This is a genomic window from Sporosarcina sp. ANT_H38 (assembly GCF_008369195.1).
GTDB lineage: Bacteria > Bacillota > Bacilli > Bacillales_A > Planococcaceae > Sporosarcina.
Genome location: NZ_VOBC01000001.1, coordinates 1445040 through 1461877 on the forward strand (window position 1 = coordinate 1445040; position 16838 = coordinate 1461877).

The following is a 16838-nucleotide window of genomic DNA, read 5'->3' on the forward strand; positions in this document are numbered from 1 at the left end:
ATCACACCTCATTTCCCTTTTTATTATAGCAGCTACTTATAGTACCTGGTAACAATTCGAGCCAAAAGTTTATTAACTATATATTTGGTTGCTTAAAAACCCTTAATACAGCCCCCTTTAGAGACGCTATTTGACCTTACGATATCGGACTAAATACTGCTACATTACGTTTACTTTCTAGCTGAATGGATTATCGGTACCTGCAAAAGAGTATGGAAATACAAATTAGTTAAGCGTCCATTTTCAATTTATTAATAAAAAGTTGACGCATTGAAAATGGTTAGTCATCTGTAGCCTTCAACATCGTCAAAGCCACTTCTCTGTTAAATAAACCCTCTTATTCGTTGCATCTAACGCGACATTACGTCCAATTGGCATTGGATGCATAGGGTGTGTATGACATGCATCGAATTCCGCAAGCACAGGAATATTTACATCATCTAGAATTTCTAACAACACTTCATATGGCTTACGGCCTGTACATAAATCATCAAAGCATTCATGTTTGCCTAGAATAATACCGCCTACCTTATCAAAAATACCGCTCACTTTGAGCATTGCGAAGTTTTTTTCAATAATAGACGTATTTTTGGCACAGTCTTCAATTAGCAATATGTCACCACTTTGAATTTCAGGCATATACGGACTACCTAAAAAACCGTACATTGTATTCAAATTACCACCAATCAATCTACCTTCAGCTAAGCCACCTATTACAGAAATCCATTCATTTTTATACAATGTTTTATCAGTGGTTTTTTCTTCCCAATTGACTGGCTCGTCCGACCAAAATGAAGGCATTGGTATTTCATACGGTAGACTTTGTGGTTTCATAAAGAGATTTTCAAAATATTGATAGGTATCGTGTACGAGTGGTTCAAATTCACCGAAAGACGGAATCAAAGATGGACCATAAAAAGTTGGTATACCTGTTTTAGCATATAAACTTAACAACACTGCTGTTGCATCCGAATAGCCCACGACTATTTTGGGATTTGCTTTAAACGCTTCGTAATCAATGTATGGCAATATACTATTTGAATTTGTACCACCAATAGTAGACATTATGAGCTTAATAGTAGGGTTTCGAATTAATTCATTTAATTCTGAGGCCCTTTCTTTGGGTGTTCCCGAACGATAACTATCAATCTTCCCTGTTAAATTGCCTTCTATAATTTCAAAACCTTTACTTTCCAAAAACAGTTTACTTCTTTCAAATCGTAAATGATCAGTAACTGTTGAAGGTGAAGAGGGAGAAAAAATTCCTATTTGATCGCCTTGCTGCAAGTATTGAAACATTTTAATACAGCCCCTTAATTTACATTTTATTTACTTTCTTATTTTTACTTCATCACTTAAAACACTTATCGTTGAAGTTTCAGTATCGACTACATGTAAGGAACATGCTTCATAACCATATAACCTGTACACAACTCATTCATATTATCGAAAAATTGAAGCAAGAGTTATTGCCAAGGTTTAATATTGGCCTATGAAATTACAAGCAGATTCTTCCCATGCTTCATACTCATTCAGTTCGGTATTTGCTATAAAAGAAAAAATGGTATGTAGAGCTTGGCTTGTAGTCGCTTCTCAATTTTCAAATCTCTAAACCTCTTATATGGAGAATCTGAATGATAGACCTTTTCATAAGGTGAGAATGCCCAGTGAGGGTGTAAACATTCCCCATCTGCCCATTTAAATATCGCCACGTATCCCTTGACTGTTTCGTAATGTTTCTCTAATAGTATAAGATTCGGATGAAACAGATCATTGTAATTAGGCATTGCACATTTTAACCGTAAGATCGCATCCTCCACTTCACCTGCATATTCAACAAATTTCTTTTGATTGTCAATCATTACCCCAAATGAAAGATTACCTGAGTCTTGCTAATCAAATACACAAAATACTTCTCCCAAATCGTAAAGCCAGTTTAGATAAGCAGATTCTCTTAACTGAAATCGTTTACCATTAAAATTGTAATCGACTACTTTACTTCTCATCTTAATTCCTCCTAATCCTACTCCAAAATAAAAAAACTATAGTTGCAAATAGCAGCTACAGCCCTAATCTTAATTCGAAAGGAGTAAATTTATGAGTTTCCAATCATATTTGAAATAGGTGACTATATGTAAACTGACTATTTAGCAACTGACTGTTACTTTCCATATAAATCACCTACTTTCAATTAAAGTTAGTTTTATTCTAACATTTTAAACTATTAAGTCAATTAAACATATATTACCTTTCAATTACACTCAAAAACGCTTATAATGTTACTTTTGTAATTGTCGATAATGATCCAGACTTTTTTTTGATAATTAATTTATGCTTGTACGATTATAGTAATTAATATAACTGCGGTATCATTTCATCACACAAAAAGAGACACGGCACTGTACACCAATAACAACGCCATTACGATATTAAATTGCTTTTTATAGTTGGATAGAAACTTCTGGAACATAGAACCAAAGAGACTCCAACTACAAGTGCTCAGAATACCCACGAAACCTAAAAATAACGCCAGAAGTAATAAGCTACTAGTTGAAGTGTGATATGGAAGGATATACGTCGCAACTACCGTAATGCCAAATAAAACACCCTTCGGATTTACAAATTGCAACAACATTCCTGACAAAAAACCGTTATATTTGCCGCTCTCATCATCATTTGCGCTAGTTGTACTAGTTATTATTTTGATTGCCAGATACAGCATATATCCCGCACCTAGAATCATCATCGGTAATTCAATTTTTGGAATGAAATTATGTAGCATTAGATTAAAATAAGTCGATACTATCATGATGACAAAAAAACCTGCACCTACGCCTAAGCAAAATCGAAGTGTCTTCTTAAATCCATATTGATTCGCAAATAACATCGCCATAATATTATTCGGACCCGGCGTAAAACTCATGATAAAAACATATAACAAGAATGACAATACTGGCATAGTAGACCTCTCCCCCATTGCATATGTTATACTGTCTAAAACAGACTGTATAACGTCTTTATTTTTATTGTACAATTCAGACGTTATATTGTACAGAAAAGTAGGAGTGTTTTTTATGAAGGAAATACATCTTATCATTGCTGAGAATTTAAAGTCACTAAGAGAAAATAAGAAGTTAAGTCTTGAAAAGGTAGCGGAATTGACAGGCGTAAGCAAAACGATGATTGGTCAAATTGAACGTGGTGTATCAGCTCCAACCATAACAACAATCTGGAAAATATCTAATGGCTTAAAGGTTTCTTTTACTTCACTCATCAATAACCCTCAACCTGATACAATTATTGTGTCCAAAAATGATATTCAAGTCTTATCCGAAGATAACGGAAAGTATCGGGTCTATCCACATTTCCCTTTCGAAGATGATAAACGCTTTGAAGTGTATACAGTTGAGATCGATAAAGGTGGATTCCTAAGTGCGGATGCGCATATGGAGGGGACTGAAGAGCTGTTAACAGTTTTTGACGGAGAGCTAACGATACGTGTAAATAACGAGGAATATCGCCTAGGGTGTGGTGATTCCATCCGATTCAAGGCCGACAGACCCCATAGCTATCAAAATTTCAGTGAAAAATTGACCCGCTTAAGTATGGTGTTGTATTATCCGAATTAAATAGGGGTTGTCCTATGAATAGTGAATTATTGCTTATGGGACAACCCCTTTGTACCAATATAGTAATTTATCTCGAATGCTTCGTTTAGTTATCAGAAGGCATATTGAATTAGTATCACTCTTTGCATCCATTAACAGAACATTATTATATTCCTGAACGAATTGTTTTTTGATCAAATACTTTAATGAACCTGCACTAATTAAAATGAGGTTCAGCGTAAATGCCGGGTTTCACTAAATGTATTTGTTCGTTTTTTGATTGATGACTTGAATTAATTTCCACATCTCCATTTGATTCTCGAATAACCTCAAGAGCTTGTTATTTCTCAGTTTCCTGTCCAATAGAACTGATTCCAGCAGTTTCGAACTAGTTAATGCACAATCATTTCCCCTATATATAGAAAAAGCCAAGATCTGAGTTAGCCCAGAACTTGGATACCTTCCATTATACGGGTATATTTGCATCGTTTTCTTTACGTTTGCTAGTCCCTATTTAGATTTCAGGCTGTAAACAATTAGTAATATTCCAGCAAAAAGGCAAATCATTCGAGTCAAAGATACTTTTTCAGAGAGACCGAATAATGCTATTCCCGTTGTAATGATTAACACAATAGGACCTACCAGAGCTAGGAGAGTATTGATATAAAAGGCTTTTTCTAAATCATTAAATTTATACATCAACATCGCCGCAGTGATATCTACACTACCTGAAAAAATTCTTAATAATATTATCATTAAAAGAGCTTTTTCAACCAATAAATCTGAACCCCTTCCCTTTTAATATTCTTTCATTAAAAATATCTTGTCTTTTCCATATGAAGTCCATAATACTACCGATAGTGTATGTAAGTTTTCCCACTATTATCATAGAAACATCTACCGTTTTAAGCGGAAGTTCATCATTACTTCTACGAGCCTAATTTAATACTCCTTCAATTTCCATTTATTTCACAACTCTAGAGAACAAATTGATGTTGAAGAAGGAAATCAATACTAATTAGGTTGGCACTTAAATGTACCAGCTTTTTTATATAGACTGGAACATATTAACCGATATCACAAATATCGCTTATTTTCTAGTTGCCACTTGCACTCTACTTTCACCATATAATTTCACAATAAAAGGCAGTTGTTTTTCGGTAATTCAAATCACGTTTAGCACTGCAAACCAAGATACGTGCACAATAGAAAAAAATACCCTATTCTAAAACAACTGCGAATTGTTTTAGAGCAGGGTACATTTTAAAGTTTCTTAACAAATTCAGTTTTTAATTTCATAGCACCAAAACCATCAATTTTACAATCAATATCATGATCCTCGTCAACTAAACGAATGCTTTTTACTTTTGTACCTGCTTTTACGACTGATGAGCTTCCTTTTACTTTAAGGTCTTTTATGACCGTTACAGAGTTACCATCATTCAAGATATTTCCATTAGCATCCTTGTAAACCTTAGTAACTTCACTATTTTCAATTTCCGTTTCTAAACTCCACTCATGCGCACATTCTGGGCAAACAAGATTACTTCCATCTTCATACGTGTATTCCGAATTACATTTCGGACAATTTGGTAAATTTGACATACTTTCATTTCCTCCAGTCATTATTACTAATTTCCTTCCAATAACTATAGGGAAGAGTAGTTACCAACTTACAATTATAAGCGAACTGACGTCATTTGAACAACATAAAATTCATGAACAATCTTATGTATTACTTAAGATTTTTTTGTATAAGGTTATGACCATTGGTTCAATCAGCGCTTATAATGTTTCTGTGACAATACCATTTTGAGACTTCTCAATCAATATCTTCAACTGCACAGTAGATTGTTGAGGCAGAATTGTCCTCCTAAGGTTAAAATTCGTCGATCTATGGTAAACCAGCAATTTCATCCAACGCTTTAAGCGGATTAGTCAAATCATCATAAGAGCGATGAATAGACCCCCCCATATCTTTGGGTACAAGAAACATTCGATAGTTCGCTTCAGTATCAGCCTTTATTTCCCACTCCATTCTTGCACTAAAATACTGTATAAAAGTGAATCACGCCATCCATCTTTTATTAATAAATCTTCACGCATTCTACCTTCTTTTGCCATTCCGATTTTCTCCAATACCTTAGATGAACCAATATTTCTTGGGTCACAGGTTGCATAAATACGATGGAGATTTAGATTTTCAAAGCCAAATCCAATTAATAATTTCGCTACCTCCGTTGCGTATCCCATTCCCCAATAACCTGGGTTAATAATGTACCCAATTTCTCCGGCTTTATTGCTATAGTCACGGATGTTAAACTCACCCGAACCAATCATTTTTCCATTTCCCTTTAAAAATACAGCAAAAACAAATCGAGTTCTCGGATTATTTTTGGCATCTTTAATAACTTGTTTTACAAAGAGTTCAGATTCCTCCTCATTGTTTGGGCCCCACGGTTGGTATCGACAAACTGCTGGTTGCGAAGCATATTCATGGACATCTATCCAATCTTTTTCTTCCATTTCTCGCATTATTACGTTTTCGCCTTTAAGATAGTCAACCATCAATAACATCTCCTAACAGGTCTGTTGATTAACCATTTTATCACATGAAATGGTTAAAATAAATTACAAAAAATCCATTTTCACCTATACATTTCCGGCTTACTTTGGACTAAACAATCACTACACATTTACCATCAAAATAACTCAATAACCATTATGTCAAGTCTTCCTTCTATACCATCAATTTTATTCTATTAATATATAAAACTTTCATAACGAAGACGACTTCCCGCTGCAATTTACATTAAGTTGCATGATTTATAGTCGTTTTACTTCAAATAAAATACGAGGTAAAACACTTCTAACTTTAGAGATACTCGAGCCTTCCATTCAGTTTTAACCTCCCTACTTTGCTATACTAATGGGGTTAAACACTAAGGGGGTTAAGAACATGGCTAAATTATTTGAACCATTTACAATACGCGATATTGAATTTAAAAACCGTATCGTTATGTCTCCGATGTGTATGTATTCGAGCCACAATGAAGACGGGATGATTGAGGATTGGCACAAAACTCATTACACTACGCGAGCAGTCGGTCAAGTCGGACTTATCATTGTTGAAGCGACAGCCGTCCAACCTGCAGGCCGAATTTCCATACAAGATCTCGGCATTTGGAGTGACGACCATATTGATGGACTGGCAGAGGTTGTCCGTCTCATGCAACATCACGGTGCGAAAGCGGGTATCCAGCTTGCACACGCCGGGCGAAAGGCGACAGTTAACAGCGATATTTATGCACCATCTGCTATCGCTTTCAATGACAAATATAAAACACCAGTAGAAATGTCTAAGGACGATATAAAAACGACTGTACAAGCATTTAAGGATGGTGCTATTCGCTCTAAGAAAGCTGGATTCGACGTCATAGAACTCCATGGTGCTCATGGTTATCTTATTAATGAATTCCTATCGCCCCTATCGAATAAACGGATCGATGAATACGGTGGTTCTGCGGAAAATCGCTATCGCTTGTTACGTGAAATTATTGATGAAGTGCGCACAATTTGGGAAGGTCCCCTTTTCGTCCGCATATCCGCGTTCGATTACAGTGAGGGCGGCATGACACCTGAAGCATACATCGAAATGGCGAAATGGATGAAAGAACAATCTGTGGATCTGATTGACGTCAGTTCTGGAGCAGTAGTACCAGTTAGAATCGATGTTTTTCCAGGCTATCAAGTCAAGTTCTCTGAAACAATTAAAGCAGGTGCCGATATACCAACAGGCGCAGTTGGGTTGATAACAACAGGTATCCAAGCTGAAGAAATAGTAAAAAATGGTCGAGCAGATATGATTTTTCTGGCACGTGAACTATTGCGTGATCCGTACTGGCCATATACTGCAGCGAAAGAGCTTAGGGTTGAGATTCAATCTCCAAAACAGTATGAACGCGGCTGGATGTTTTAATTAATAAATAAAAGTAATCTTCAATCAGTGGGGGATTCTTCTACCCCCAACTGGTTGTTTAAAGATCTTTGGCTAAGTGTGCCAGGTCCTGTGGCAAGAAAGAGGGATGAATTTCAGTGAGTTAAGATAGATGTTTTCACAACACAAAAACCACTTTTCTTTTCTCATCAATTCCAATAAATCTTCACAAGTATTCCATTTAACACTTACTTGTCTTACTTCTTCAATTACGTTTGCTCTCACCTTTGAACTCCCACTAGTTGTATAGAATACTTTTTTCAAGGGTTCATCGACAATACCTATTTAATATCACCTTTCTGTTTCAATATAAATGTATGATTATTTTCGGTGGGATAAGTTGTTTTATAAACGATTTCTCTCCATATTTCTGTTCCTTTAAAAACATATTCATTTCCCCAATATTCTCCCTCCCCTAAAAATATATTTTTAGAATTTATCATTTTATTAATGGACAAACGAATAAAATTAGTAGCCTGCATAATATGTTTAGCGTAATTTTCTCAGGAATACTATGAAATTCAGGAAAAAAATATAGCATTGTAGTATATTATACAAAGAATATAAAACTGTTTATTCCGTGTAAGCAGTCAACTCCCAGGAGGTTTAAGGCAAATGCAAAATTTAACAGCAAGTGTTCAGCAAGTACAGGGTAAACTACTGGAACTAGGACATCCAAACGATGTAGTGAAATTGACAGACAGTGCTCGAACTGCTCAAGAAGCGGCGAATGCCTTAGGTTGTGAGGTCGCACAGATTGCTAAATCAATTATTTTCCGATTAAAAAGTACAAATCAGCCACTATTAGTTGTAGCAAGTGGCATCAATCGTATTAATGAGAAATTAATTGCACAACAGCTTAATGACAAATTAGGGAAAGCAGATGCCGATTTTGTACGTGAATCCACAGGGTTTGTTATTGGAGGAGTTCCTCCATTAGGGCATAAAAACCCCGTGCTAACGCTAATTGATGAAGATCTTTTTCAGTATGAAACGATCTGGGCTGCTGCTGGACATCCGAAAGCTGTGTTCCAATTAACGCCGCATGAATTAGAAAAAATGACTAAAGGACAAGTTGTTACAGTGAAATGAAAAATATAAAATGAAATAAACCCGATTTTTCCTTATGTACAGGAAAAGTCGGGTTTTCACTTAGAAAGAAAAACGTTTCGTTAGGAGAAACACGAAGGTTTAAGCTATTGCAATGGTTATCACTGTCAATCCCGAATAACTTCACCGTTTTTCCATTCAAACCGCGAGAAATCTTCAGCGATGTGAAGCGCTGGGAAAATCGCCGCCCCTTGTTTCTGTAATTGTGCCACGTCACTCGCCATAAATCGTGCACTTATGTGATTGGCGATAAGCGTTTTCGCTTCTGCTTCCTTCGCTACGCGAGCTGCATCTCCAATCGTCGAATGACCATATTCTTTCGCTAAATTTCCGGTTTCGATATCAAACGTCGCTTCATGAACTAGAATATCAGTGTCACGCGCTAATTCAACAGCCGCGGTACAATAACTCGTATCGCCGAGAATGGCAACCGTAAATCCTTCTTGCGGTTCACCGGTGACTTCTGAACTAAGAACAATCCGTCCATCCTCCAACGTTACATCTTCCCCGTCCTTTAGCTGTTTCAACAGCGGGCCTTTCGGTACACCCGCCTCTTTTGTTTTGTCGATGAGCAATTTACCTGGCAACGGTTTTTGCTCAATCCGGTAACCTAGGCATGGAATGATATGCTGAAGGCTTTTTGCAGTAACCCGATATTCAGCATCTTCAATTACCACGCCTTCACCAATTTCATGAACTAACAGCTCATAGTTTAAATGTGTATTCGTAACTCGTAATGTTGTCTTGACCCATTCACTCAGGCCAGGGGGGCCATATATATCAAGTCGCTCTTCGCCACCAAGAAATGATCGTGAACCAATTAACCCAGGCAATCCAAATATATGGTCACCGTGCAGATGGGTAATGAATATTTTACTGATTTTCCGTGGTTTCAGCGATGTATGTAATATTTGGTGCTGCGTCGCCTCCCCGCAATCAAATAGCCAGTAACCTTCTCCTTCAGCAGCCAAATTTAAAACAACTGCTGACGTGTTGCGCATCTTGGACGGCATACCCGCACCTGTCCCTAAAAATTGCAGTTCCATAACGGATAACCACCTTTCATTTCGTGCCCCGCTTCACTGTTCCGGGACCAAATTTTTGCTCTAGCTGTGAAAGGAGAATATCCATCGTCTCTTCTTTCGCATGTTTTTCAAAATTATAAAACGATAACTGTTCATGCAGTTCATTCTTCATGATTACATTGGTGACGGTAATGCCAAGAAGACGAATCGGTTCCCCATCCCAATGTTTTTTGAATAGTTCAGTTGCTACTTTGTAAATGTCCTGTTCTTTATAAAGAGGGTTGAGGACAGTCTTGCTTCGCGTTTGATTCTGCCAGTCGGCTGAACGAATCTGAATCATGACAACCGTGCCGGCAAGTTGCCTGTTGGCAAGGCGAGTAGCTACCTTCTCTGCTAACCATTTGAAAACTTTTAGGCATTCATCCAAATCAGTTTCATCCACAGTCAATGTCGTTGAACTACCCACACTTTTTCGTTCTGCGGCAGCATCAGGGTCTACTAGGCGGTCATCAATGCCGTTTGCCCGTTTGTGCAAGCTAATGCCATGTTTACCAAAAGATGATTTGACGGTGATTTCATTTGTTTTTGCCAGGTCACCAATTGTGTAAAGGCCCAACTCATTCATCTTTCTCTCTGTACTCTTTCCAATTCCATGCATTTCAATAACTGGGAGCGGCCATAGTACTGATTCGACTTCCCGTTTTCTTAAAATCGTGATACCCATCGGCTTTTTCATATCCGACGCTGTCTTTGCAAGGAACTTATTCGGTGCGATACCAATGGAACACGGTAAATCGAGCTCCTGCAAAATACGCTGTTGCATGCCCGTTGCAATTTTCATGGCATTCGTTAATCCACCAATTGCAGTAATATCAATATAGGCTTCATCAATCGACACCGGCTCTACAAGCTCCGTATATGTACGCAACAAATCGAAAACCGCAGAAGAGGCAATTCGATACTTTTCAAAGTCAGGTGGGACAATGATGAGATTAGGACAAAGCCGTTTCGCCTCACCAACTGTCATCGTCGTGTAAATGCCAAGTGCTCTTGCTTCATAGGAACACGTCACAAGAATGCCTTTCCGAGCTTTAGGATTACCCGCAACCGCCATCGGAATACCTTTCAATGAAGGGTCATGCGATTGTTCGACGGATGCGAAAAAACTATTCATATCAAGATGAAGGATTACCTTTGCTCTCGATTCACCATTCGATGTCAACACACTTTCCCCCTCCACTTTTCTTGATTATATTGCAAAAACCGGACAGATGACACTGCCCGGTTTACACATTATTTCGCTTGTGCTATCTGTGCTTCCACGTACTCACCGATTTTATCCATCCCAGCAAGCGTTTGGGACAAAATCTCAGGGTCCACAACTGTAATCATGCGGTTTTCTAAATTTGCAACTGTCGTGAAATACGGTGTTCTCGAATATGCCATAAGCCCCGAAGAAGTTAAAGCACTGTCTGGAATATCAAGAATCTCTTTCGCATCAAGAACGAGAAGACCAATGTATAAACTAGCAGTCTGAACTACCACGACACGTGCATCTTCGCATCCTTTTGCAGTTTTACCATAAAGAATTTGTTCAAAATCCAGAATCGGAACAAGTTCTCCACGAATCCGCATAAGTCCGAGCATATAGTCGGGAAGATGTGGTATTGGGTTTACTTGTTCAAGCCGCTCTATTGACACGACAGCATCGACAGCAATCGCGTATTCCTCGTTACCACATTGGACAATAACTGCTTTCAAATTACTCATTCTTTAACCCCCTTATGATTTTGCCGTAACATTGACAATTTCTAGTAAGAGTTCTGTCAGCTTGTTCAACTCTTCAACAGGCATCCGTTCGTTTTTAGTATGGATTTCCTCATAACCGACAGATAGTGTGACTGTCGGGATACCTGCTCCATTGAATACATTGCCGTCACTTCCGCCACCACTCGTCATCAGTTCAGGTGTCAGACCGATATTTTTGATTGCTTTCATGGCTGTTTGAACGACTTCTGCATCTTCATCAAAGCTAAAGCCTGGATACATAAGCTGAACTTCCGTTTCTGCTTTTCCACCCATTAGTTCAGCAGTACGCTCAAATGTACGTATCATATGTTCTGTCTGTTCATTCAGTTTCTCTTGATTGATAGATCTTGCTTCCGCTAAAATACGCACTTCATCACAGACAATATTTGTCGCTTGTCCACCTTCGAAGCGGCCGATATTAGCAGTCGTTTCTGAGTCAATGCGCCCCAGAGACATTGCTGCAATCGATTTAGCCGCAATATTGATGGCCGAAACTCCTTTTTCAGGTGCAACGCCAGCATGTGCTGTTTTGCCGTGGATTGTCGTCCATAATTTCGCCTGGAAGGGAGCAGCAGTTACAATGCCACCCACTTTTTGATCACTGTCGACAGCATAGCCGTATTTCGCTGTAATCAATGACGCATCCATCTCTTTCGCACCGACTAAGCCACTTTCTTCGCCTGCTGTAATAATGAACTGAATATCGCCATGTGGTTTACCGCTTTCTTTCAATGTACGCGCCATTTCAAATAAGGCTGCAATCCCTGCTTTATCATCCGCGCCAAGAATTGTCGTACCATCAGAGTAGATATAACCATCTTCGCGTAGTTCAGGTTTAATGCTTTGACCAGGAACGACTGTGTCCATATGACAAGTGAAGTAGATTGGATCTATTCCTTCAGCAGTCCCCTTCATCGTCGCAATTAGGTTACCTGCTCCGTGATCAGTTCGATCATCGGAATCATCTTCCTCCACGTCAAAACCAAGTGCTTCCATTTTTAATGTTAAAACATCGGCAATTTCACGTTCGTTTTTTGTTTCCGAATCAATTTGTACAAGTTCAAAAAATTCATCTAGTAGTCTTTGTTTATTCATTTAAAGCATCTCCTTAATTATAACGGTATATTCCCGTGTTTCTTCTTCGGTCTAGTTTCTTGTTTGTTGCGCATCATGTCAAGCGCTTGTAGTAGTTTAATGCGTGTTTCACGCGGATCAATAACATCATCGACCATGCCGTGTGATGCGGCAACGTAAGGATTTGAGAACTTCTCACGATACTCCTCTATTTTTTCCGCGCGCATCGCTTCGGGATCATCGCTATTCGCAATTTCTCTGGCAAAAATAATATTTGCAGCGCCCTGCGCGCCCATAACTGCAATTTCAGCATTTGGCCAAGCGTAAACAACATCGGCTCCGATTGATTTGGAATTCAGCGCAACATAAGCTCCACCGAATGCCTTTCGAAGGATAACTGTTATTTTTGGCACAGTTGCTTCCGAATAAGCATACAAGATTTTGGCTCCATGACGAATTATACCACCATGCTCTTGTTTAATACCCGGGAAGAAACCCGTTACATCTTCAAACGTAATAATCGGAATATTAAAAGAGTCACAGAATCGAATGAACCGTGCAATTTTATCAGACGAATCAATGTCAAGCCCACCTGCCATCACTTTCGGCTGATTACAAACAAGGCCGACCGGTTCCCCTTTCATACGGGCTAATCCGACGACTGCATTCCTCGCAAATTCAGCTTGAACTTCCATGAATGAATCTGCGTCAACAATTTGTTCAACCACCCTGCGAACGTCATAAGGTCGGATTGTTTCAAAAGGTACAACATCAGCCAAATTTGCTCGGTAATCATCTGCTTCATCACAAGCTGCGACTGGCGGTTTTTCATTATTGTTTTGCGGTAAATATGCAAGTAATTTCCGCACGCTTTCTAAAACGGTCTTCTCATCTTTACCTCGGAAATGAGCGTTCCCGCTTATCGTGTTATGTACTTTTGAGCCACCCAAATCTTCGGAAGAAATTTTCTCCCCTGTAACCGTCTCAATAACTTTCGGCCCCGTGATGAACATCTGACTCGTTTCATCCGTCATGAAAACGAAGTCCGTGATAGCTGGCGAATAAACAGCACCGCCTGCGCAAGGACCGAGAATAACCGATATTTGCGGAATGACGCCGGAGTAAATCGCGTTACGGTAGAATATTTCACCATAGCCGTCCAGTGAAACGACACCTTCCTGAATACGTGCTCCACCCGAATCATTTAAGCCAATGAAAGGAGCACCATTTTTAGCGGCAAGATCCATCACATTAGCAATTTTCATCGCATGCATTTCACCTAACGCACCGCCAAAAACAGTGAAATCCTGTGAGAATAAATATATCGGTCTTCCATTAATCTTCCCATAACCAGTGACAACGCCATCCCCTGGTCCAACTTGCTTGTCCATTCCAAAATCACGCGTACGATGTACAACAAATGGATTTAATTCAACAAAAGAGTTTGGATCTAACAGCAGGTCAATTCGCTCTCTAGCTGTCAATTTACCTTTTTCATGCTGTTTAGCAATTCGATCGTCTCCGCCACCGAGTTCAATCACTCTTTTTCTATCATATAAATCATTGATTTTATCATAGATATCCATCTTGTCAGTCCCCTTTTCCACTTTTATCACATAGCTCATACAAAACGCCGAATGATGATTTAGGATGAAGGAATGCTACTGCTGCTCCGCCAGCACCCAGTTTCGGTTCTTCTTGCAGTAACTGAACGCCTTTTTCTCGCAATTCGGCCATCCTTGTACGAATATCCGTCACTCCGAATGCGATATGATGAACACCTTCGCCACGTTTTTCGATAAATTTTGCAATTGGTCCATCTACCCCTAGTGGCTCCAATAATTCAAGCTTAATATTCCCAGCGTCAATGAACGCGACCCGCACTTTTTGGCTGTCTACTTCTTCTACAGCTAAAAGCGTAAATCCGAGCGTATTTATATAATAGTCTAGTGATATATCGATACTTTTGACAGCGATTCCAATATGGTCTACTTTTTGCACAACAATTCTCCCTCCCCCTATTGTACATTTTACCTCATTGAAACGGCTAGATGTTGTGAAATTCATAAATTCTGTTAAAATAGAACTATAAAGCTTAAGGAGTTTTGACATATGAGCAATCGTAAAGTACAGAAAGTAGTTGTTTTAATTATGGTTGGCGCAATGCTTGCCTCAAGTGTTATGTTTGGCCTTAGCATGATCATGTCATAAAAAAAACAGTCCGTATGTGCATTTTGCACGTACGGACTGTTTTAATTTATTATAGTTCTTCGCAATATTCCTCGAACTGACTTTGTAGGTTTGTCACAACAGACATCGGATCATGTCCTTCAATTTCATAACGACCCACTTCAGCCACCATCTTGCCATCTTTCAGTAGTACGAATGATGGTGAAGAAGGTAAGTGATCTTCTCCGAAAAGCATACGTGCTTGTGCAGTTGCTTCTTTATCTTGTCCTGCGAACACAGTTACCAAGTGATCCGGACGTTTGTCATAATGAACTGCATGTGCAGCCGCAGGACGCGCAATACCGCCTGCACAACCACAAACTGAATTAACCATAACAAGAGTCGTGCCCGGGCGTTTAAAAGCATCTTCCACGAGTTCAGGCGTAGTCAGTTGCTCATATCCACCGGCCTCCATCTCTGAACGTGCTGTTTTAAGGATATCATTCATATAGAAATCAAAATTCATATTCATGTATAATCAAACCCCTTTCTATTTACCTCTTTATCATAGCAGGAGAGCGGGATTCGTGCAAAAAAACGATCTAATGCATAATTAGACTTATAAGGTATTCCTCTTTTACTTCAATAGTAGTTTGTGATTTTATGACAAACAAACAACACACCCATAATCTAAATTAATATATCTACATAGAGAATGCATTTTTCGTTTATTTTTATAACTTTCCTACCTCAGTTGCTAGAATACACTTTTTTCTGTAGTTCTCATATTAAATATTTTCAGTGACTTCCGTTTTTCACCTAATTATGATTAAATGAGAGTATAATCATTATTTTCAGCTTTCAACAGAATTAGGAGTAGATTTCAGAAGCTCTATAACCGCAACTTCACTTGAGCTTTAAAATAATGTTTCTTGCCTTCTATCTACTTACCTTAATGGATACCTGAAATTTCAGCACATATGACTAATGCCTGCGAATACCAATAAAGACTACCATATGGTGAAGGGGGAAGATTTCATTGAGTATTGAAACTACATTACAAAAAGAAGCCATGAATGTACTAAAGCTGACAAGTAGAACCTTTTATATTCCAATTAAACTGCTAAATCCAATGTTAAGAAAGACGGTAGGCTCTGCCTATTTATGCATGCGGGCGATTGATGAAATCGAAGATCATGAAGAATTGCATTCTGAAACAAAGCAGCATCTATTACGTTCGACTAGTAAGCTCTTACAAACAAAGTTCGATACCGCTGCCTATCAACAACTCCTTAAGCCATATGAAAACATTTTACCTGAAGTGACGTTAAGACTTGGTGATTGGCTTTCCGTATGTCCAGAAAATATTATTGACAAGGTAAAAGAGTCAACGAGCATTATGGCAGATGGCATGGCACATTGGGTAGAAAAGGATTGGGTAGTAAAAACAAAGGAAGATTTAGATGAGTATACATATTATGTAGCAGGCTTAGTAGGCATTATGCTATCTGATATTTGGGAATTATATGACGGGACGGTAACGGATCGAGACTTGGCAGTTGGCTATGGCAGAGGTTTGCAAGCGGTTAATATGCTGCGAAATCAGGATGAAGATGCTGATCGTGGTGTTCGTTTTATGCCCGAAGGTTGGGACAGAGATGATATGTTCGCCTATGCAACAACGAATTTGAATAAAGCGGACGAATATTTAAAATCGATTAATACTAAAAATATTCAGTTGTTCTGTAAAATCCCACTCGCCTTAGCAAAAGGAACACTAAAAACCTTGAAAAGTGGCAAAGAAAAAATGTCACGTGTTGAAGTGGAATCCACGGTGAACGCAATTATTAATGAGAAAAAACACTAAAAAGGAACTTGGTACGAATACAAGTCACAATTGCATCAGTACCAGGTGCCTTATGGATGTAGGTCATGCAAAGCAACGAGGAGGGATTGAACTCCATCCCTCCTTGTTGCCGCCTTTCACTCCAATCAACGAGAGTAGTCGTATCATTTACGAACAATAAACTAATATACTTAAAAAGT

18 protein-coding genes are annotated in these 16838 nt (G+C 38.6%); 5 read left to right on the forward strand and 13 right to left on the reverse strand.

Features of this window, described 5'->3' with window-relative positions:
- Positions 1-306 precede the first annotated feature (306 nt).
- From FQ087_RS06830 to FQ087_RS06840, 3 genes are all read right to left on the reverse strand, one after another.
- Positions 307-1299 carry a S66 family peptidase gene (locus FQ087_RS06830; RefSeq protein WP_370456040.1) on the reverse strand — a complete coding sequence of 331 codons (993 nt, stop codon included), beginning with the start codon at positions 1297-1299 and terminating at the stop codon, positions 307-309.
- 248 nt (positions 1300-1547) lie between these two features.
- Complete coding sequence (locus FQ087_RS06835) at positions 1548-1862, reverse strand: hypothetical protein (RefSeq protein ID WP_149579739.1); 315 nt, start codon at positions 1860-1862, stop codon at positions 1548-1550.
- A gap of 515 nt (positions 1863-2377) precedes the next feature.
- Positions 2378-2959, reverse strand: a complete 582-nt coding sequence (locus tag FQ087_RS06840; RefSeq protein WP_149579740.1) for a LysE family transporter — start codon at positions 2957-2959, stop codon at positions 2378-2380.
- A 115-nt stretch (positions 2960-3074) separates the two neighbouring features.
- On the opposite strand from FQ087_RS06840, the gene FQ087_RS06845 reads away from it, so the two are divergent.
- Positions 3075-3629, forward strand: coding sequence for a helix-turn-helix domain-containing protein (locus FQ087_RS06845; RefSeq protein ID WP_149579741.1), 555 nt, complete (start codon positions 3075-3077; stop codon positions 3627-3629).
- A gap of 489 nt (positions 3630-4118) precedes the next feature.
- Here FQ087_RS06845 and FQ087_RS06850 read toward each other — a convergent pair whose 3' ends face one another.
- The 3 genes from FQ087_RS06850 to FQ087_RS06860 form a co-directional block, all read right to left on the reverse strand.
- On the reverse strand, positions 4119-4385 hold the full coding sequence (locus FQ087_RS06850) for a YqhV family protein (protein ID WP_483315850.1): 267 nt from the start codon (positions 4383-4385) through the stop codon (positions 4119-4121).
- Positions 4386-4871: 486 nt separating this feature from the next.
- The gene (locus FQ087_RS06855; RefSeq protein ID WP_149579742.1) at positions 4872-5213 is read right to left on the reverse strand and encodes a zinc ribbon domain-containing protein YjdM; all 342 of its coding nucleotides are present in this window, start codon (positions 5211-5213) and stop codon (positions 4872-4874) included.
- Positions 5214-5630: 417 nt separating this feature from the next.
- The gene (locus tag FQ087_RS06860) at positions 5631-6176 is read right to left on the reverse strand and encodes a GNAT family N-acetyltransferase (RefSeq protein ID WP_149579743.1); all 546 of its coding nucleotides are present in this window, start codon (positions 6174-6176) and stop codon (positions 5631-5633) included.
- 391 nt (positions 6177-6567) lie between these two features.
- Between FQ087_RS06860 and namA the strand changes: the two genes are divergently transcribed.
- Positions 6568-7587 (forward strand): NADPH dehydrogenase NamA, encoded by a 1020-nt coding sequence (gene namA / locus FQ087_RS06865; RefSeq protein ID WP_149579744.1) that lies wholly within the window; start codon positions 6568-6570, stop codon positions 7585-7587.
- A 633-nt stretch (positions 7588-8220) separates the two neighbouring features.
- Positions 8221-8697: a YbaK/EbsC family protein gene (locus tag FQ087_RS06870; RefSeq protein ID WP_149579745.1), complete on the forward strand. Its 477-nt coding sequence runs from the start codon at positions 8221-8223 to the stop codon at positions 8695-8697.
- A gap of 125 nt (positions 8698-8822) precedes the next feature.
- Here FQ087_RS06870 and rnz read toward each other — a convergent pair whose 3' ends face one another.
- The 6 genes from rnz to mce form a co-directional block, all read right to left on the reverse strand.
- Positions 8823-9761 carry a ribonuclease Z gene (gene rnz / locus FQ087_RS06875; protein ID WP_149579746.1) on the reverse strand — a complete coding sequence of 313 codons (939 nt, stop codon included), beginning with the start codon at positions 9759-9761 and terminating at the stop codon, positions 8823-8825.
- Positions 9762-9777: 16 nt separating this feature from the next.
- Entirely contained in the window at positions 9778-10962 is a 1185-nt protein-coding gene (locus FQ087_RS06880; protein WP_149579747.1) for a DNA polymerase IV, read from the reverse strand.
- Positions 10963-11033: 71 nt separating this feature from the next.
- Positions 11034-11510 carry a chemotaxis protein CheW gene (locus tag FQ087_RS06885; RefSeq protein ID WP_149579748.1) on the reverse strand — a complete coding sequence of 159 codons (477 nt, stop codon included), beginning with the start codon at positions 11508-11510 and terminating at the stop codon, positions 11034-11036.
- Between the two features lie 12 nt (positions 11511-11522).
- Positions 11523-12644 carry a M20/M25/M40 family metallo-hydrolase gene (locus tag FQ087_RS06890; protein ID WP_149579749.1) on the reverse strand — a complete coding sequence of 374 codons (1122 nt, stop codon included), beginning with the start codon at positions 12642-12644 and terminating at the stop codon, positions 11523-11525.
- A gap of 17 nt (positions 12645-12661) precedes the next feature.
- Positions 12662-14209, reverse strand: coding sequence for an acyl-CoA carboxylase subunit beta (locus FQ087_RS06895; RefSeq protein ID WP_149579750.1), 1548 nt, complete (start codon positions 14207-14209; stop codon positions 12662-12664).
- A gap of 4 nt (positions 14210-14213) precedes the next feature.
- Positions 14214-14624 carry a methylmalonyl-CoA epimerase gene (mce, locus tag FQ087_RS06900; RefSeq protein WP_149579751.1) on the reverse strand — a complete coding sequence of 137 codons (411 nt, stop codon included), beginning with the start codon at positions 14622-14624 and terminating at the stop codon, positions 14214-14216.
- A 111-nt stretch (positions 14625-14735) separates the two neighbouring features.
- Between mce and prli42 the strand changes: the two genes are divergently transcribed.
- The gene (gene prli42, locus FQ087_RS06905) at positions 14736-14834 is read left to right on the forward strand and encodes a stressosome-associated protein Prli42 (RefSeq protein WP_149579752.1); all 99 of its coding nucleotides are present in this window, start codon (positions 14736-14738) and stop codon (positions 14832-14834) included.
- A 49-nt stretch (positions 14835-14883) separates the two neighbouring features.
- On the opposite strand, the gene FQ087_RS06910 is transcribed toward prli42, so the two are convergent.
- A complete protein-coding gene (locus tag FQ087_RS06910; protein WP_149579753.1) occupies positions 14884-15324 on the reverse strand; it encodes a BrxA/BrxB family bacilliredoxin in 441 nt (146 codons plus the stop codon).
- A gap of 507 nt (positions 15325-15831) precedes the next feature.
- On the opposite strand from FQ087_RS06910, the gene FQ087_RS06915 reads away from it, so the two are divergent.
- The gene (locus FQ087_RS06915) at positions 15832-16659 is read left to right on the forward strand and encodes a squalene/phytoene synthase family protein (RefSeq protein WP_149579754.1); all 828 of its coding nucleotides are present in this window, start codon (positions 15832-15834) and stop codon (positions 16657-16659) included.
- The last annotated feature ends 179 nt before the right edge of the window (positions 16660-16838 follow it).